13 protein-coding genes and 1 tRNA gene are annotated in these 17,661 nt (G+C 71.3%); 8 read left to right on the forward strand and 6 right to left on the reverse strand.

The window, feature by feature from the left end:
* Positions 1-82: 82 nt before the first annotated feature.
* The 3 genes from OG776_RS24765 (at position 83) to OG776_RS24775 (ending at position 4,781) form a co-directional block, all read left to right on the forward strand.
* Entirely contained in the window at positions 83-1,024 is a 942-nt protein-coding gene (locus OG776_RS24765) for a Ppx/GppA phosphatase family protein (RefSeq protein WP_148008771.1), read from the forward strand.
* A 451-nt stretch (positions 1,025-1,475) separates the two neighbouring features.
* On the forward strand, positions 1,476-2,879 hold the full coding sequence (locus OG776_RS24770) for an NAD(P)/FAD-dependent oxidoreductase (protein WP_148008770.1): 1,404 nt from the start codon (positions 1,476-1,478) through the stop codon (positions 2,877-2,879).
* 600 nt (positions 2,880-3,479) lie between these two features.
* On the forward strand, positions 3,480-4,781 hold the full coding sequence (locus tag OG776_RS24775) for an SAM-dependent methyltransferase (RefSeq protein ID WP_148008768.1): 1,302 nt from the start codon (positions 3,480-3,482) through the stop codon (positions 4,779-4,781).
* 136 nt (positions 4,782-4,917) lie between these two features.
* On the opposite strand, the gene OG776_RS24780 is transcribed toward OG776_RS24775, so the two are convergent.
* Both OG776_RS24780 and OG776_RS24785 read right to left on the reverse strand, forming a co-directional pair.
* Entirely contained in the window at positions 4,918-7,446 is a 2,529-nt protein-coding gene (locus tag OG776_RS24780) for an ABC transporter permease (RefSeq protein WP_148008767.1), read from the reverse strand.
* Between the two features lie 69 nt (positions 7,447-7,515).
* Positions 7,516-8,286 (reverse strand): ABC transporter ATP-binding protein, encoded by a 771-nt coding sequence (locus OG776_RS24785; RefSeq protein ID WP_148008766.1) that lies wholly within the window; start codon positions 8,284-8,286, stop codon positions 7,516-7,518.
* A 390-nt stretch (positions 8,287-8,676) separates the two neighbouring features.
* On the opposite strand from OG776_RS24785, the gene OG776_RS24790 reads away from it, so the two are divergent.
* From OG776_RS24790 to OG776_RS24800, 3 genes are all read left to right on the forward strand, one after another.
* Positions 8,677-8,759, forward strand: a tRNA-Leu gene (locus OG776_RS24790).
* Between the two features lie 208 nt (positions 8,760-8,967).
* On the forward strand, positions 8,968-10,143 hold the full coding sequence (locus tag OG776_RS24795; RefSeq protein WP_329326517.1) for a 4-hydroxybenzoate 3-monooxygenase: 1,176 nt from the start codon (positions 8,968-8,970) through the stop codon (positions 10,141-10,143).
* Positions 10,144-10,341: 198 nt separating this feature from the next.
* On the forward strand, positions 10,342-11,223 hold the full coding sequence (locus tag OG776_RS24800; protein WP_148008764.1) for a Bax inhibitor-1/YccA family protein: 882 nt from the start codon (positions 10,342-10,344) through the stop codon (positions 11,221-11,223).
* A 137-nt stretch (positions 11,224-11,360) separates the two neighbouring features.
* Here the strand turns inward: OG776_RS24800 and OG776_RS24805 are convergent, their stop codons facing one another.
* Positions 11,361-11,591 carry a DUF4287 domain-containing protein gene (locus OG776_RS24805; RefSeq protein ID WP_148008763.1) on the reverse strand — a complete coding sequence of 77 codons (231 nt, stop codon included), beginning with the start codon at positions 11,589-11,591 and terminating at the stop codon, positions 11,361-11,363.
* Between the two features lie 104 nt (positions 11,592-11,695).
* Between OG776_RS24805 and OG776_RS24810 the strand changes: the two genes are divergently transcribed.
* The gene (locus OG776_RS24810; RefSeq protein ID WP_187285579.1) at positions 11,696-12,007 is read left to right on the forward strand and encodes a hypothetical protein; all 312 of its coding nucleotides are present in this window, start codon (positions 11,696-11,698) and stop codon (positions 12,005-12,007) included.
* Between the two features lie 125 nt (positions 12,008-12,132).
* Here the strand turns inward: OG776_RS24810 and OG776_RS24815 are convergent, their stop codons facing one another.
* The 3 genes from OG776_RS24815 to OG776_RS24825 all read right to left on the reverse strand — a co-directional run bounded on the left by OG776_RS24815 (position 12,133) and on the right by OG776_RS24825 (position 15,912).
* Positions 12,133-12,945 (reverse strand): hypothetical protein, encoded by an 813-nt coding sequence (locus OG776_RS24815; protein WP_148008762.1) that lies wholly within the window; start codon positions 12,943-12,945, stop codon positions 12,133-12,135.
* A gap of 314 nt (positions 12,946-13,259) precedes the next feature.
* Positions 13,260-14,480, reverse strand: a complete 1,221-nt coding sequence (locus OG776_RS24820; RefSeq protein WP_148008761.1) for an acetyl-CoA C-acetyltransferase — start codon at positions 14,478-14,480, stop codon at positions 13,260-13,262.
* Positions 14,481-14,886: 406 nt separating this feature from the next.
* Positions 14,887-15,912 (reverse strand): SGNH/GDSL hydrolase family protein, encoded by a 1,026-nt coding sequence (locus OG776_RS24825; RefSeq protein WP_187285578.1) that lies wholly within the window; start codon positions 15,910-15,912, stop codon positions 14,887-14,889.
* A 141-nt stretch (positions 15,913-16,053) separates the two neighbouring features.
* Here OG776_RS24825 and OG776_RS24830 point away from each other — a divergent pair, with 141 nt between their 5' ends.
* Positions 16,054-17,448, forward strand: a complete 1,395-nt coding sequence (locus OG776_RS24830) for a cystathionine beta-synthase (protein WP_148008760.1) — start codon at positions 16,054-16,056, stop codon at positions 17,446-17,448.
* Positions 17,449-17,661 lie beyond the last annotated feature (213 nt).

The raw sequence follows: 17,661 nt of genomic DNA on the forward strand, positions 1-17,661 counted from the left end.
GGACGGCCGAGGGCGGCGGGGGCGAAATAGGCTGGGACGGCTGCACGCCGGAACCCGGAACCACCACAGGAGACCACAGCTCATGACCAGGGTCGCCGCCATCGACTGCGGTACGAACTCCATCCGACTCCTCGTCGCCGACGCGAACCCGGCGACGGGCGAACTCGTCGATCTGGACCGCCGCATGACGATCGTCCGCCTCGGCCAGGGTGTGGACCGCACCGGCCGCCTCGCCCCCGAGGCCCTGGAGCGCACCTTCGCGGCCTGCCGCGACTACGCCGCGATCATCAAGGAGCACGGCGCGGAGCGGCTCCGCTTCGTCGCGACCTCCGCCTCCCGCGACGCCGAGAACAGGGACGAGTTCGTCCGGGGTGTCCTCGACATCCTGGGCGTCGAGCCCGAGGTGATCACCGGCGACCAGGAGGCCGAGTTCTCCTTCACGGGAGCGACGAAGGAACTCACCGGGCGGGACGATCTCGCCAAGCCGTACCTGGTGGTGGACATCGGCGGCGGCTCCACCGAGTTCGTCGTCGGCGACGACCACGTACGGGCCGCCCGCTCCGTGGACATCGGCTGCGTGCGATTGACCGAGCGCCATCTGGTGCACGCCGGTGTGGTGAGCGACCCCCCGGCACCCGCGGAGGCCGACGCGATCCGCGCCGACATCGACGCCGCGCTGGACCTCGCGGCGCGAACGGTCCCGCTGGAGGAGGCCCGCACCCTGGTCGGGCTCGCCGGTTCGGTCACCACGGTCGCCTCCATCGCACTGGACCTGGCCGCGTACGACTCCGAGGCCATCCACCACTCCCGCATCCCGCGGGAGAAGGTCCGTGAGATCACCGAGCGGCTCCTGCGCTCGACCCACGCCGAACGGGCCGCGATCCCCTCGATGCACCCCGGACGGGTCGACGTCATCGCCGCCGGTGCCCTCGTCCTGCTCGCGATCATGGACCGGACCGGCGCGGCGGAGGTCGTCGTCAGCGAGCACGACATCCTCGACGGGATCGCCTGGTCCATCGCCTGAACCCCGGGCGGGGGCCCCGAACCCGTTCGCTACCCACTGGTAGCCTCTCCTGAGCAGGTCGGAAGGCGTATGAGCGGGCGCAAGGGGCCATTCGGGCCCTCTCTGCGACACGCCGTCGGAAAACTTCGTGAAGTTCTTCACAAGGAATTCGGCCCTGATGGGCGACGACTGGGCCACTCGGGTGCCGCGGGGGTGCTCGCCGGTCTCGGGGCGATGCTCAACGGAGCGTTCCGGGAGTGTTTCCGGCAGGTGAAGTCGGGCAGTGGTTCGGTGCACCCGAACGCTCGGAGTGGCAGCTCACGGGCTCTTGACAACGCTCAGCACCGAACGCCGGTTCCCTCGCGGCGACATGACATGGGTCACGTGAGCCGCGCAGTGTAGCAGAGGGCCCACCCAAGCTTGTGAAGGGGCGCACGAGCGACCCCCGGGGGGCGGGTGGATACTCGATGGCATGAGCACCACGGAGCGTCCCAGGATCCTCGTAGTAGGCGGTGGGTACGTAGGCCTGTACGCAGCTCGGCGCATTCTCAAGAAGATGCGCTACGGAGAGGCGACCGTCACGGTCGTCGACCCCCGGTCGTACATGACCTACCAGCCCTTCCTCCCCGAAGCCGCCGCCGGCAGCATCTCCCCGCGGCATGTCGTCGTCCCACTGCGACGCGTGCTGCCCAAGGCGGAGGTTCTGACCGGTCGGGTCACCACCATCGACCAGGACCGCAAGGTCGCCACGATCGCCCCCCTCGTGGGTGAGGCGTACGAGCTGCCTTTCGACTACCTCGTCATCGCGATGGGCGCGGTCTCCCGCACCTTCCCGATCCCCGGCCTCGCCGAACAGGGCATCGGCATGAAGGGCATCGAGGAGGCCATCGGCCTGCGCAACCACGTTCTCGAGCAGCTGGACAAGGCCGACTCGACCACCGACGAGGAGGTCCGCCGCAAGGCGCTGACCTTCGTCTTCGTCGGCGGTGGCTTCGCCGGTGCGGAGACCATCGGCGAGGTCGAGGACATGGCCCGCGACGCGTCGAAGTACTACGGCAACGTGTCCCGTGAGGACATGCGCTTCATCCTCGTCGACGCGGCGGACAAGATCCTTCCCGAGGTCGGCCCCAAGCTCGGCCAGTACGGCAAGGAGCACCTGGAGTCGCGCGGGGTCGAGATCTACCTCTCCACCTCCATGGACTCCTGCGTCGACGGTCACGTCGTGCTGAAGAACGGCCTCGAGGTCGACTCCGACACGATCGTGTGGACGGCGGGCGTCAAGCCCAACCCGGTCCTCTCCCGCTTCGGTCTGCCGCTCGGCCCGCGCGGCCACGTGGACACCCAGACCACGCTGCAGGTGCAGGGCACGGACTACATCTGGGCCGCGGGCGACAACGCCCAGGTTCCGGACCTCGCCGCCCGCAAGGCCGGTGTGGAGAATGCGTGGTGCCCGCCGAACGCGCAGCACGCGCTGCGGCAGGCCAAGATGCTCGGCGACAACGTGATCTCCGGTATGCGGGGCTTCCCGCAGAAGGACTACAGCCACTCCAACAAGGGTGCTGTCGCGGGCCTCGGCCTCCACAAGGGCGTCGCGATGATCGTCATGGGCAAGATGAAGATCAAGCTCAAGGGTCGTCTGGCGTGGTACATGCACCGTGGCTACCACGGTCTCGCCATGCCGACGTGGAACCGGAAGATCCGGGTCTTCGCCGACTGGACGCTCGCGATGTTCCTGAAGCGTGAGGTCGTCTCGCTCGGGGCCATGGAGACGCCGCGCGAGGAGTTCTACGAGGCCGCGAAGCCGGCACCGGCCGCCGCCGCGGCGGCTCCCGCGGGTGCGGGCGCCAAGACCGACGAGCGGGCCAAGGCCTCCTGACCCTTCGCCGGTCACCGTCCAGCCTGCTCAGCCCGAAGGGGCCTTCCGCCATCCGTGGTGCGGGGGGCCCCTTCGGCGTGCGCCGTAGGGGCCAGGGGGCAGGTGTCGGCCTGGACGGCCTCGTCCTCAGGCGCCGGACGGGCTGGGTGGTGGGCGTGTGCTTGCAGGGTGGGCATTGGTCTGCGCGCTGCCTGGGGGCTCCGCCCCCAGACCCCCGTTCGGCCTGGACGGCCTCGTCCTCAAGCGCCGGACGGGCTGGAGATGCGGGCCGGTGCCGGATGGGTCCGGGCCGGCCATCGACCGTGTCGTCCGCCGTCGGCCCTCTCGCACGGCCGTCAGCCTTTCGGCGCCGGCCCGCACCCTCAGCCCGTCCGGCGTTTGAGGACGAGCCCTTCGGGCGACGGCGGGGGTCCAGGGGGCGCAGCGCCCCCTGGCGGGGGTCCGGGGCGGAGCCCCTGGGGACGGCCGGGCGGGGAGGAAAAGGGTGGCGGCTACAGCTATTTTGCTCAGCCGTAACGCGGAAGGGGGACTGCGCACAAGGCCGGCAGGTGTTTACGTGGTGTTGGAGCGTTCGGGAGTGTTGTCTCGGAGGTGTACGCCATGCAGGACGCCGCGCCGCGGCTGAAGAGCCTTGTCGAGCAGTTGCTGGGTGCCCCGTTGCCGGTGCGCATTCGCGCCTGGGACGGTTCGGAGGCCGGGCCGCCCGGAGCCCCCGCCCTCGTGGTGCGCAACCGCCGCGCCCTGCGCCGGCTGCTGTGGAAACCGGGCGAGGTGGGGCTCGCCCGCGCCTGGGTCTCCGGCGACCTCGGTGTGGAGGGCGACCTCTACACCGCCCTGGACCTGGTGTCGGGGCTCATCTGGGACCGGGGCGAGGACGCCCGGGGCCTCGCGGAGTCCCTGCGCGACCCCGAGGTCCGCGCCGCCGTCCGCGGACTGGTGCGGATGGCCGGGACCCCGCTGCCGCCCGCCCCGCCCCGCGAGGAGGTGCGCAGACGCCGGCACCTGCACACCCGGCGCAGCGACAAGCGCGCGATCAGCCACCACTACGACGTCGGCAACGACTTCTACGAGATCGTCCTTGGTCCCTCGATGGTCTACTCGTGCGCGTACTGGGAGGACGGCGGGACCCTGGAGGGCGCGCAGCGCGACAAGCTCGAACTCATCTCCGCCAAGCTCGCCCTGAGGCCGGGTCAGCGGCTCCTCGACGTCGGTTGCGGCTGGGGCTCGATGGCCATTCACGCCGCCCGTGAGCACGGTGTGAGCGTGGTCGGGGTGACGCTCTCGCAGGAGCAGGCCGCGTACGCCCGCAAGCGGGTGGCGGACGAGGGGCTGACCGACCGGGTGGAGATCCGGGTGCAGGACTACCGGGACGTCAGCGACGGACCGTACGACGCGATCTCCTCCATCGGCATGGCCGAGCACGTGGGTGCCGAGCGCTACCTGGAGTACGCGGAGGTGCTGTACCGGCTGCTCGCGCCGGGCGGGCGGCTGCTCAACCACCAGATCGGGCGGCGGCCGCAGCGCGACGAATCGGCCTATTCGGTCGACGAGTTCATCGACGCGTACGTGTTCCCGGACGGCGAGCTCGCCCCGGTGGGCACGACCGTGACGCAGCTGGAGCGGGCCGGTTTCGAGGTCCGTGACGTCGAGTCGATCCGTGAGCACTACGCCCTCACGCTGCGCCGCTGGGTCGCCAACCTGGAGGCGCAGTGGCCCCGGGCGGTCCAGCTCACCAGCCCCGGCCGGGCCCGTGTCTGGCGGCTCTACATGGCCGCCTCCGCGCTCGCCTTCGAGCGCAACCGCATCGGTGTCAACCAGGTGCTGGCGGTCAGGACACCGGGGCCCTCCGGCGCCTCCGGGATGCCGCTGCGGGCGAGAACCTGGAACCCGGTCACCCCGTAGGCCCGTAGGCCCGTAGGCCCGTAGGCCCGTAGGCCCGTAGGCCTGTAGATCCGCAGGCCGGTTCCGCCGTGCCGACCTGGGAAAGGGCCCCGTTCCGTGGTGGATCGGGGCCCTTCCGGTGCGCGGGGGCCGGGGGCTACTCGGACTTGATCGCCGTCAGCATGTTCAGGCGGGCCGCCCGCCGGGCCGGCCACAGCGCCGCCAGGACGCCGACCGTGCCCGCGAGCAGCAGGAAGACCGCCATCCTGGCCCAGGGCAGGACCAGTTCGTACGTCGCCATCCTGCTGCCGAGGAGCTCGCCGGCCGCCCAGCCGAAGAACACCCCGAGTCCGATGCCGAGCACCCCGCCGAAGAGCGAGATGACCAGGGACTCCAGACGGACCATCCGCTTGATGCCCTTGCGGTCGAGGCCGATCGCGCGGAGCATCCCGATCTCCTGGGAGCGCTCGAAGACCGACATGGCGAGGGTGTTGACGACTCCGAGGACGGCGACGATCACCGCCATCGCGAGCAGGCCGTAGAGCATGTTCAGGATCAGGGTGAACATCTGCGCGATGCCGTTCGAGATGTCCTTCTTGTCCTGGACCTGGATGGCCGGGTTGTCGCCGAGGGCCTTCTCCAGCCTGTTCTTGGTGGCCTCGGACGTGCCGCTCGACGTCTTCAGCATGACCTGCATGTCCAGGGCGTCGGTCTGGTGGGGCGCGAGGGCGGCCTTGTCGAGGATGATGCCGTGGATCATCACGTTGCCCTCGTACACGCCGGCGACCGTGAGCCGCTGCTTCTTGCCGTCCTCGTAGGAGACCGTGAAGCCGGAACCGGCCTTCCAGTGGTGGGAGTCGGCGGTGTCCTTGTCGACGACGACCCGGGTGCCGCCGACCTCGAAGGCGCCCTCGTCGACCTCGAGGTCGGTGAGCCGGGCGATGGACGCGCCGTCGACGCCGGTCAGGTACTCGGTCTCGCCGTCGATCCGCGAGGGCGCGTTGCGCAGCGGGCTGGTGGCGGTGACGCCGTCGAGCCCGGACAGCGTCTTCGCGACGTCGGGGGAGAGCGAGTTGCCGTTCGCCATCGAGACGACGTAGTCCGCCCGGATCGCGGAGCCGGCCATCTTGTCGATCGACTTCTGCAGGCTGCCCGCCATCACCGTCATCCCGGTGATCAGCGTCAGGCCGATCATCAGGGCGGAGGCGGTCGCGGCGGTCCGGCGCGGGTTGCGGACCGAGTTCTGCCGGGCCAGCTTGCCGGACACCCCGAAGATCCGCAGCACCGGCGCGGCCGCCGCGATCAGCGGGCGGGACAGCAGGGGGGTGAGGACGAAGACGCCGAGGATGAGCAGGACCGCGCCCAGGCCCATGGGGGCCTGCCCGTCCGAGCCGCTCAGGGTCGTCGCGTACAGGACCACCGCGACGCCCGCGGCGGCGAACAGGGCGCCGAGCGTGTTCCGTACGACGAGGGACCGGGTGGTCGCCTGGGCGTGCACGCTGCTCATCGCGGCGACCGGCGGGATCTTCGCCGCGCGGCGGCCGGGCAGCCAGGCGGCGAGCATCGTGATGAGGACGCCGACCAGCAGGGCCGTGGCGACGGTGCCGGGCGAGATCACCAGCGGGCCGTCCGGGACGGTGGCGCCGAGGGTGCCCATGAGCGAGCGCATCGCCGCGCCGATGCCGATGCCCGCGACCAGACCGGCCACCGCCGCGACCGCGCCGACGAAGAACGCCTCGGCGAGGACGGACCGGGTGACCTGGCGGCGGGAGGCGCCGACGGCGCGCAGCAGGGCGAGTTCCTTGGTGCGCTGGGCGACCAGCATGGTGAAGGTGTTGGCGATGATGAACGTGCCGACGAAGAGCGCGATGCCGGCGAAGACCAGCAGGCCCGACTTCATGCCGCTCATCGCCGAGGCGATCTGGGTGGCCTGGTCGTCGGCGAGCTGCCGGCCCGTGGTGGTGGAGGCGACGTCCTTCGGGACGACCCGGTCGAGGGCGCCGCGCAGGGCCGTCTGACTGGTGCCGGGCGCCGCCTTCACGTCGATCTCGTCGAACGCGCCGACCCGGTGGAAGAGCCGCTGGGCGGTCGCGGTGTCGAAGAGGGCGAGGCTGCCGCCGGCCGCGACATTGCCGTCGTCGGTGGTGAAGACACCGGAGACGGTGGGGGTGAGGACCGGGCCGTCGACCGAGAGTCGGACGGTGTCGCCGACCTTGTAGCCGGTGCGCTCGGCGGTCCGGGAGTCGAGGGCGACCTCGTTCCCGCCGCGGGGCGCGTGACCGCTGGTCAGCGGGTAGCGGGGGTCCTCGGCGCCCCAGTAGTTGCCGCCCTGCGACTGGAAGCCGTTGCCGACGAGTTTGCCGTCCTTGCCGGCGACGGCGGCGAAGCCGTTCACGACGCCGATGGCGGAACCGGCGCCGGGGACCTTCGCCGCCTTGTCCAGCAGGGCCTGGGTGAGCTTCGGGTCCTTGCCGATCGTGTCGCCGGTGTCCTTGCGGCCCTCCGGCCGGACGGCGACGTCGACCTGGCCGAAGCCCTTGGCGGAGCTCTTCTGGTAGGCGTCCGAGATGGTGTTGGTGAAGACGAGGGTCCCGGACACGAACGCCACGCCGAGCATCACGGCGAGCACGGTCATCAGGAGCCTGGCCTTGTGCGCGAGCACATTGCGCAGGGCGGTACGGAACATGGGTTTCTCAGTCCAGGAGGGTGAGGCTGTTCGGGACGGTGCGGGGTCCGGGGCGCGAGCCGGCCGGAGTCAGCTGGTGCGGCCCTTTGCGTCGAACTGCTTCATGCGGTCGAGGACGGAGTCCGCGGTGGGTCCGTGCACCTCGTCGACGATGCGGCCGTCGGCGAGGAACACCACGCGGTCGGCGTAGGCGGCGGCGACCGGGTCGTGGGTGACCATGACGACGGTCTGCCCCAGCTCCCGCACCGAGTTGCGCAGGAAGCCCAGCACCTCCGCGCCGGAACGCGAGTCCAGGTTCCCGGTCGGCTCGTCACCGAAGATGATGTCGGGCCGGGAGGCCAGGGCCCGGGCGACGGCTACGCGCTGCTGCTGACCGCCGGAGAGCTGGGAGGGGCGGTGGCCGAGGCGGTCGGCGAGGCCGATCATCGCGATGACCTGGTCCAGCCACTCCCGGTCCGGCTTGCGGCCGGCGATGTCCATCGGGAGGGTGATGTTCTCCAGGGCCGTCAGCGTGGGCAGCAGGTTGAACGCCTGGAAGATGAAGCCGATCTTGTCCCGGCGCAACTTCGTGAGCTGCTTGTCCTTGAGGGAGCCCAGTTCGGTCTCTCCGATGCGCACGGAGCCGGAGGAGAAGGAGTCGAGGCCCGCCACGCAGTGCATCAGCGTGGACTTGCCCGAGCCCGAGGGGCCCATGATCGCGGTGAACTCGGCCTGGCGGAAGTCGACGGAGACCCGGTCGAGGGCGACCACCTGGGTCTCGCCCTGTCCGTAGACCTTCGACAGTTCCGTGGCGCGGGCGGCCACCGTGGTGGTCCGGTCGGCGAGGGGCGTGGTGGTCACGGGAGGGTGCTCCTGTCGGGAGGACGGCGTTTCTGGGGACGCGTCCCATCCTCCTGGCCGTTCCGTGCCGTGGAGTCAGCCGCTGTTCCGGTTCCCGGGGCAGCCTCCGGTCGGACCGCGAGCCGCGGAGTCATACCTGGGGATGACGGCGTTCCCTGAGCTCCGTCCGGGTGCGGTCGCGCGGGTGCGTCCGTTCGGACGGTGAAATTCCGTCATTCCGCATACGCGTCCCCGTGCCGCCCGAAAGGCTATTGGCAAGTGCGGATGGCCCGTACCGGTGGCTGATGCACCCTCAGACGTCAATAAAATAAGACAACATCGGTTCGCCCGACCGCTGTTCGAGGAGCGGGCCCCGATAGGCTCGGAATCTCGACGCGGAGCCCATGGCCTGCCCGGATGGTGGAATGCAGACACGGCGAGCTTAAACCTCGCTGCCCCTCGCGGGCGTACCGGTTCAAGTCCGGTTCCGGGCACCTCCGACCTCTCCCGATCCCTTCCGACCCGCCCTCCCCGGGCGTGCCCCGCCGGGGGAGTCCGCCGCGATCCGTTGACAGCCCGCGCGTCCTTCCGGAGACTCGCGTCCGGGGTCGGTGGAGCAAGGTTCACCAGGCGAACGGGTGGCGTCGGGTGCACGGACGCCACCGGACCAGCGGGCGCGGGGAGCGCGAAGGGGCGTGCCGGATGCGGACCACCGTCGGGATCATCGGAGCCGGGCCGGCCGGACTGCTGCTGGCACGGCTGCTGCACAACGCGGGGATCGACTCCGTGGTGCTGGAGAGCCGCGACCGGGCGTACGTGGAGCGCCGGCAGCGCGCCGGAATCCTGGAACAGGGGACCGTCGACGCCCTGCGCACCGCCGGGGCCGGCGAGCGGATGGACCGCGAGGGGCTCCGGCACGACGGGATCGAACTGCGCTTCGAACGGGAACGGCACCGGATCGACTTCCCGGCCCTCACCGGCGGCAGCTCCGTGCTGGTGTACGCGCAGACGGAGGTCTGCAAGGACCTGATCGCGCTCCAGCTGGAGGAGGGCGGTCCGCTGCTCTTCGAGGCCGAGGCGCTCGCGGTCGAGGACGCGTGGAGCGACCGGCCGCGGGTCCGCTTCCGCCACGAGGGGCGCGAGGACGCGCTCGACTGCGACTACGTCGTCGGCTGCGACGGGTTCCGGGGCGTGGCCCGTACGGCGGTGCCCGCCGCGCTCTCCCGCGTGTACGAGCGGACGTACCCCTTCGGCTGGCTCGGGATACTCGCCGACGTGGCGCCCTCCCACGACGAACTGGTCTACGCCCGCCACCACCGCGGCTTCGCCCTGCTCAGCATGCGCTCACCGGCCGTCTCCCGGCTCTACCTCCAGGTGCCCGCGGGCACGGAGGCCGGGGACTGGGCCGACGAGGAGATCTGGGACGAGCTGGAGCGGCGCCTGGAGACCGGTGACGGCTGGCGGCTGGAGCGCGGGCCGGTCACCTCCAAGTCCGTCACCCCCATGCGCAGCTACGTCCACGAGCCCATGCGGTACGGACGGCTCTTCCTCGCCGGCGACGCCGCCCACATCGTCCCGCCCACCGGGGCCAAGGGGCTCAACCTCGCCGTCGGCGACGTCGTGACGTTCGCCCGCGCCCTGACAGACCTCGGCGCCACCGGTTCGGCCGAGCGCCTGGACGCCTATTCCGAGACCTGTCTGCGCCGCGTCTGGCAGGCCGAGCGGTTCTCGTACGACATGACGACGCTGCTGCACCGCGCTCCCGGTGCGTCCCCCTTCGAGGACCGCGTCCAGCTCGCCCGGCTGCGCCGGGTGGCCGGTTCGCGGGCGGCGAGGACGGACCTGGCGGAGGCGTACACGGGCTTCCCGCTGGAGTGAGGCGGCCGCGGACCGAGGGGCGGGCGGACGGCTCCGGCCGGGGCCTGTCACGGCTTGGTACCAGTGCTCGCAGGCCAGAGCACACACGCGTACCTTGGCAGGACGAGGGAAAGATCCTCCCCAAGCACTAGGGTCAATCCTTTGCCTACCTATTACCCTTGAGGCCAAGGCCGCGCAGGGTGGCCATGGAGGAGTGAAATGAGGAGCAGCAACCCGGTCTTCTCGCGACGGGGGTTCAGCCGCGACAACGGCTACGCGGGATTCAACGCGGCGCCGCAGGCCGGGGGACCCGCTGTCGGCACGCAGGCGGGCCCGTACGCCCCGCAGGGCGGCAACCCCTACGCGCAGAACCCCTACGCCCAGCAGGGCCAGCAGTACGGCGCCCCGCCGCAGGCCCCGGTCACCACCGGCCGGATGACGATGGACGACGTCGTCATGCGCTCCGCCATGACGCTCGGCACCGTCGCCGTCGGCGCCGTCCTGGCGTGGGCGCTGCTTCCCGTGTCGTCCACCAGCTACGGCCTCGCCATCGGCTCCGCCCTCGTGGCGTTCGTCCTGGCGATGGTGCAGTCCTTCAAGCGCACGGCCTCGCCCGCGCTGATCCTCGGTTACGCCGCTTTCGAGGGCGTCTTCCTCGGGGTCATCAGCGAGATGTACAACTCGCAGTGGAGCGGCGCCCCCTTCCAGGCGGTCCTGGGCACCATGGCGGTGGCCGGCGCGACCCTGCTCGTCTACAAGGCGGGCTGGATCCGCGTGACCGCGCGGTACGCGCGCATCGGCATGGCCATCGCCATCGCCTTCGTGGTCGTCATGGCGGTCAACCTGCTGCTCGTCGCCTTCGGTGTGGCCGGGGACGGCGGACTGCGCAGCATGGGCCCGCTCGGCGCGATCGTCGGCATCCTGGCGATCCTGATCGGCGCGTTCTTCCTGACCCTCGACTTCAAGCAGATCGAGGACGGCATCGCGTACGGCGCGCCGCGTGAGGAAGCCTGGCTGGCCGCGTTCGGCCTGACCATGACCCTCGTGTGGATCTACGTCGAGATGCTGCGGCTGGTCGCCATCTTCAGCAGCAACGACTAGCGACCCGGACGGCGCCGCCGGTGAGACCGGCGGCGGAGGTCCGAAGGGCCCGCGAACCATCGGTTCGCGGGCCCTTCGCCGTTCGCGGATGCCTGTCGGGATGTCGGTGGGACCCTGCTCGTGCCGGTGGTGCGCGCTCAGAGCAGTTTGCGCGCGGCCCTCCTCAGGTCGTACTCGTGGATGATCGCCTTGGCGTGGCCGTACGCGAGGTCGTGCTCGGCGCGGAGCCAGCTGACCTTCTCCTCGAAGCGGAAGAGGGCGGGGCCTTCGTCGACGGTGCGCAGCCAGTCGGAGATCTCACGACCGGTGCAGTGGGGGATGCGGGCGAGCAGGTTGCGGTGGGTCTCCTGAGAGAACACTTGGGACATCGGCGCCTCCGGACGCAAAGGGGATGTAAGCCGGTCCTTCACGCCACGGTGCCTGAGGGTTGGGTTGTTGGCAACAGTCCCGTCGCGGCGCGTAGTCTCGCGGCGTGCTTGATACGACGTCGCTGACCCGAGCCGTGGACCACTTCGCCGACCGGTTGCGGGCCGCCCCGCAGAGCCGGCTGCAGCGGGGGGCGGCTGCCGAGGCACTGGGTCTGGCCAGGGAGTTGGCACTGCGTGCCCAGCGTGTGGAGGACCCGTCCGGAGACCCCAGGGAGATGCCCGAGGCGGGGATGTTCGCCGTCGCCGACCAGATCACGGTCGCGGCGCACGATCTGGGTCTCGTCCTGACGAGCGAGGCGGAACTCGCGGAGGCGGTGGCGCTGGTGGAGGAGGCACAGAAGCGGGCCGGGGTCTGACCTGACGTGACCTTCAGCGACCCGGACCCGGACGTGTACCCGGACCCGGGTCTCGGCCCCGGTCTCGGTGGGGCCGGCGCCCGGGTGCGCCCCCTTTTCCCGGGGCGCACGCGGGAAAGCGGCGGTTACAGCGACGCTATGACGCGGTCCGCCAGGATGTAGACGTTCTCCTCGCCGCACGCGAACGTCAGGGCGTACGCGCCGGAGACGCCCGAGCCGCCCAGCAGGACCGGGGTCTCGCCCGCGCGCAGGGCCGTGGCCAGCCGTTCCGCGGTCTCGCGGTGACCCGGCGTCATGCAGAGTGTCGTCCCGTCCGTGAAGACGTAGACGTCGAGGGTGCCGAGCGGGCCGGGGCGGACGTCCGCCAGCTCGGTACGCGACTCGGCGAGCTCCTCCAGGCAGGCCACCGTGCGTTCGTGGTCGTTCGCGACGGGCGACTGGACCGGTACGAAGTCCGGGTGCGAGGGGTGACGGCGGCGGGCGGCGGCCAGCTCGGGGGAGTCCCCGGCGCTTCCGCCCTGGGTGAAGTCCTTGGGCGAGAACTCCTCGGCGTCCAGATCGGGCTCGGTGACCGTCTCCAGGAACTCCAGACCCGCGAAGTCCGAGGGGCGCGCCGTGAACAGTTCGCTGTCGGTCAGGCCGAGCAGCGAGGGCGCGTCCGAGGCGTCACGTGCCTCCTGGGCGGCCCAGAAGGCGCGGGCCTCGGCGAGCTCCCGCTCCCGCTCCTCGGCGAGCGCCTCGGTCACCGCGGCGCGTATCTCGTCGGTGTCCGCGGCCGAGCGGGCGGCGGGCACGAGACCGCGCGCGGCTGAGGCGCGGTGCTCGGCGAGTTCGCTGCGCAGCTCCACGACCTGCCCGCGCAGACCCAGCAGGGTGCGCAGCACGGCGACGCCCACGGCCGCGGTCGCGGCCGTGGTGAGCAGCAAAGCAATCGGCATGGCGCTCACTGACGTACTCCCGGTTCAAAGTCGACCCCCGACTTCCTACATCAGCTTGAAGGGCGGACTACCGAGCTGTCAGTGCGTAACGTCACGAATAGGACAGGGCTTTGGGCCCCGGGTTTGCCCGCGCAGCCACTCTGACCTGCGAAAATCGCTCTCCAGGGGGAGATAGGTCACATCTTGGGGGGGATTGGATCACAAATCGGCCCGGATTCCCGGTGGCGGCCGGGATCCGGGCCGGTCCGGTCACGCCGGGTGCTGCGGCGGTCACCCGTGCGGGCGGCGCGCGGCCCCGTCGTGGATCGGCCGGGTCAGCTGAGACGCTCGATGACCATCGCCATGCCCTGGCCGCCGCCGACGCACATCGTCTCCAGGCCGAACTGCTTGTCGTGGAACTGGAGGGAGTTGATGAGCGTGCCGGTGATGCGGGCGCCGGTCATGCCGAAGGGGTGGCCGACGGCGATGGCGCCGCCGTTCACGTTCAGCTTGTCCAGCGGGATGTCCAGGTCGCGGTAGGAGGGGATCACCTGGGCGGCGAAGGCCTCGTTGATCTCGAACAGGTCGATGTCGTCGACGGTGAGGCCGGCGCGTCGGAGCGCCTGGCGGCTCGCCTCGACCGGGCCGAGGCCCATGATCTCGGGGGAGAGGCCGGTGACGCCGGTGGACACGATCCGGGCGAGCGGGGTGAGGCCGAGCTCGCGCGCCTTCGTGTCGGACATGATCACGAGGGCGGCGGCGCCGTCGTTGAGGGGGCAGCAGTTTCCCGCGGTGACGAGTCCGTCCGGGCGGAAGACGGGCTTGAGGCCCTGCACGCCCTCCAGGGTCACGCCGGCGCGCGGGCCGTCGTCCTTGGCGACGACCGTGCCGTCGGGGGTCGTGACGGGGGTGATCTCGCGCTCCCAGAAGCCGTTCTTGATGGCTTCCTCGGCGAGGTTCTGGGAGCGGACGCCGAACTCGTCCATGTCCTGGCGGGTGACGCCCTTGATCCGGGCCAGGTTCTCGGCGGTCTGGCCCATCGCGATGTACGGGTCGGGGACCAGGCCGTCCTCGCGCGGGTCGTGCCAGGTGGAGCCGGTGGACCCGGCGGTGGCGGCGGTACGGGCCTGGGCCTCCGCGAAGACCGGGTTGGTCGTGTCCGGAAGGCCGTCCGAGCTGCCCTTGGCGAACCGGGAGACCGTCTCGACACCGGCCGAGATGAACACGTCGCCCTCGCCGGCCTTGATGGCGTGCAGCGCCATGCGGCTGGTCTGGAGGGATGAGGAGCAGTAACGGGTGACCGTGGTGCCGGGCAGATAGTCCATGCCCATCTGCACGGCGACGATCCGGCCGAGGTTGTAGCCCTGCTCGCCGCCGGGGAGGCCGCAGCCGAGCATCAGGTCGTCGATGTCCCGGGGGTCCAGCTCGGGGACCTTGGCCAGGGCGGCCTGGATGATCGTCGCGGTGAGGTCGTCGGGGCGCAGGTCCTTCAGGGAGCCCTTGACGGCGCGGCCGATCGGGGAGCGGGCGGCTGAGACGATCACGGCTTCGGGCATGACGGCTCCATGGGCACTCGGGGTGGACTGGCGGGGCTGCTTGGGAAGTTACCCGTCCGTACCGGTCAGGTCACCGGCCGGGAGGTGTGACTCCGGCCGCACTTTTCTAAGCGCTTGCTTTTTCGGTTGACCCGGGTGACGCCCCCGGACCTGTCCCATCCTCCGCCTGGAGCGCCACCCCCCCGGCCAAGGGGCTGCGCCCCCTGGACCCCCCATCGCCCGAAGGGCTCGTCCTCGAACGCCGGACGGGCTGGAGACGCGGGCCGTCTATGGAAGCGACGGGTGCGGGGCACGCCCTCAAGGGGCGCGGGGAACTGCGCGACCAGCCCCCGCCGACCCGCACCCGAGAAATCCACCGGGGCCGACGCACCCGAGGAACCCGCCGGGGCCGGGGCGGAGCCCCGGTTCAGGGGGACGCTGTCGGCGTGGGTGCCGGGTCCGTCGCGGGGACACGCCGTCGCCGACGGCGTTTGAGGAGGGCCCAGGGCCCCCGCGGCCCCGTCGGCATCGCCGCCGTGACCTCCGTACCGGCCTCGGACGCCGCCTCCGCGGCCGCCCGCGCCACCGGCAGGAACCCCTCGCGGCGCGAGACGTCCGGCCGCTCCTCGTCGGCCGGCCACAGGCCGAGCGCCGCGCACACCGTGGGCAGCACCGCCATCGCCGCCGTCGCGTACCCCTCCGCGGAGGGGTGGTAGTTGTCCGGGCCGAACAGCTCGCGCGGGTTCGCCTCGAACTCGGGGCCCAGCAGATCCCCCAGGGACACCGTCCGCCCGCCCTGTTCGACCGTCCCGATGGTCTGCGCGGCGGCGAGCTGCCGGGAGGCGCGCCGGGCCAGCCACCGCAGCGGCTGCTGGACCTGCTCGACCGTGCCCAGGTCGGGACAGGTGCCGACCACCACCTCGGCACCGGCGGTGCGCAGCCGGCGCACCGCCGCGGACAGGTGCCGGACCGACCGTGTCGGCGGCATCCGGTGGGTGACGTCGTTCGCGCCGATCATGATCACGCAGATGTCCGGCACCCGCGAGGTGTCCGCGAGAGCCAGCGCCACCTGCCGGTCGAGGTCGTCGGACTGGGCACCCGGTAGCGCGACGTTGACGAGTTCGACCGGGCGTTCGGCGACCGCCGCGAGCCCGGAGGCCAGCAGCGCGCCGGGTGTCTGGCGGGGCCGGTGCACCCCCTGCCCCGCCGCGGTGGAGTCACCGAGCATCGCGAGCCTCAGTGGCGGCCCGTCCTGCGCCGCGTACGCGTACCCGTACAGACCGTTCGCGCGGGGTGCCTGCCCGTGCCCGTTGCCCACGTGGCGCTTCGCCAGCTGCACCTCGGCCAGTACGACGCCGATCGCCGCGGCGCCCACCAGACCGATGCCACCGCCGCCGTACGCCGCGCCGGCCGCGATCCGCCGCGCCACCCTCGCCCTCGACAAGCTCGTCATGCGTCGCCGCCACCTCCTCGTAGCCGTACAACCACTGCTTGCCCCGCGGAACGGGTCGGCCAATCTCAACGACACGTGAACGCCCACGTGGGGCCTTAGGCTGACGGGACCATCCCTTAGAACGCAGCTCCGGAGACAACGGTGCAATTCCACGACTCGATGATCAGTCTCGTCGGCAACACCCCGCTGGTGAGGCTCAACAACGTGACCGCGGGTATCCAGGCGACCGTCCTGGCGAAGGTTGAGTACTTCAACCCGGGCGGGTCCGTGAAGGACCGCATCGCCCTGCGCATGATCGAGGCCGCGGAGGAGAGCGGCGCCCTCAAGCCCGGCGGCACGATCGTGGAGCCGACCAGCGGAAACACCGGGGTCGGACTGGCGATCGTGGCCCAGCAGAAGGGCTACAAGTGCATTTTCGTCTGCCCGGACAAGGTCTCCACCGACAAGATCAACGTGCTGCGGGCGTACGGCGCCGAGGTCGTCGTCTGCCCGACCGCCGTCGACCCGGAGCACCCGGACTCGTACTACAACGTGTCCGACCGGCTCGTCCGTGAGACGCCCGGCGCGTGGAAGCCGGACCAGTACTCCAACCCGCACAACCCGCTCTCGCACTATCACTCCACCGGCCCCGAGCTGTGGGAGCAGACGGACGGGCGGATCACCCATTTCGTCACCGGCGTCGGGACCGGCGGCACGATCTCCGGCACCGGGCGGTACCTGAAGGACGCGAGCGACGGCCGGGTGCAGGTCGTGGGCGCCGACCCCGAGGGGTCCGTGTACTCCGGCGGGTCCGGACGGCCGTACCTCGTCGAGGGCGTCGGTGAGGACTTCTGGCCCACGGCGTACGACCGGACGGTCGCGGACGAGATCGTCGCCGTGTCCGACAAGGACTCCTTCCAGATGACGCGGCGGCTCGCGAAGGAGGAGGGACTGCTCGTGGGCGGGTCCTGCGGCATGGCCGTGGTGGCCGCGCTGCGGGTGGCCGAGCGGCTCGGCCCCGACGACGTCGTGGTCGTCCTGCTGCCCGACAGCGGGCGCGGCTACCTCAGCAAGATCTTCAACGACGAGTGGATGGCGGACTACGGGTTCCTGGAGGACACGGGCCCGAGCGCGCGGGTCTGCGACGTCCTGAGCGACAAGGCCGGCGGCTCCATCCCCTCACTCGTGCACATGCACCCGGACGAGACGGTCGGCGAGGCCATCGAGGTGCTGCGCGAGTACGGCGTCTCCCAGATGCCCATCGTCAAGCCCGGCGCCGGTCACCCGGACGTGATGGCCGCCGAGGTCGTCGGGTCCGTGGTCGAACGCGAGCTGCTCGACGCCCTGTTCACCCAGCGGGCCTCGCTCCAGGACCCGCTGGAGAAGCACATGTCGGCGCCGCTGCCGCAGGTCGGCTCCGGTGAGCCGGTCGGCGACCTGATGTCCGTGCTCGGCACCGCCGACGCGGCCATCGTGCTGGTCGAGGGCAAGCCCACCGGCGTGGTCAGCCGCCAGGACCTGCTGTCCTTCCTCGCCAAGGGCGGCGCCCGGCAGTAGGGCCGCGGGAGGCGCGGCGCGGCCGCAGGCCGCCGGCGGGAGCGGCCGGCGGGAGCCTCCGCGGGCAGCCGTCGGCCGGAGCGGCCGGGGAAGCGTGCGGCCGGTGCCGGGAAGGGTGCCGGTCGGAGCGCTTTCCGCAGGTGGCCGGGTGGTAAGCGCCGGTAGCTCCGCTCCTGGGGTGGAACTTCCGGTCTGTCGGTGAGGAACTTCGCG

The sequence above is a fragment of the Streptomyces sp. NBC_01689 genome (assembly GCF_036250675.1).
Classification (GTDB): domain Bacteria; phylum Actinomycetota; class Actinomycetes; order Streptomycetales; family Streptomycetaceae; genus Streptomyces.

Coding starts and splice junctions, on each gene's coding strand:
- OG776_RS24765 (WP_148008771.1), top strand. CDS start 83: ATGACCAGGGTCGCCGCCATCGACTGCGGTACGAACTCCATCCGACTC.
- OG776_RS24770 (WP_148008770.1), top strand. CDS start 1,476: ATGAGCACCACGGAGCGTCCCAGGATCCTCGTAGTAGGCGGTGGGTAC.
- OG776_RS24775 (WP_148008768.1), top strand. CDS start 3,480: ATGCAGGACGCCGCGCCGCGGCTGAAGAGCCTTGTCGAGCAGTTGCTG.
- OG776_RS24780 (WP_148008767.1), bottom strand. CDS start 7,446: ATGTTCCGTACCGCCCTGCGCAATGTGCTCGCGCACAAGGCCAGGCTC.
- OG776_RS24795 (WP_329326517.1), top strand. CDS start 8,968: ATGCGGACCACCGTCGGGATCATCGGAGCCGGGCCGGCCGGACTGCTG.
- OG776_RS24800 (WP_148008764.1), top strand. CDS start 10,342: ATGAGGAGCAGCAACCCGGTCTTCTCGCGACGGGGGTTCAGCCGCGAC.
- OG776_RS24805 (WP_148008763.1), bottom strand. CDS start 11,591: ATGTCCCAAGTGTTCTCTCAGGAGACCCACCGCAACCTGCTCGCCCGC.
- OG776_RS24815 (WP_148008762.1), bottom strand. CDS start 12,945: ATGCCGATTGCTTTGCTGCTCACCACGGCCGCGACCGCGGCCGTGGGC.
- OG776_RS24820 (WP_148008761.1), bottom strand. CDS start 14,480: ATGCCCGAAGCCGTGATCGTCTCAGCCGCCCGCTCCCCGATCGGCCGC.
- OG776_RS24825 (WP_187285578.1), bottom strand. CDS start 15,912: ATGACGAGCTTGTCGAGGGCGAGGGTGGCGCGGCGGATCGCGGCCGGC.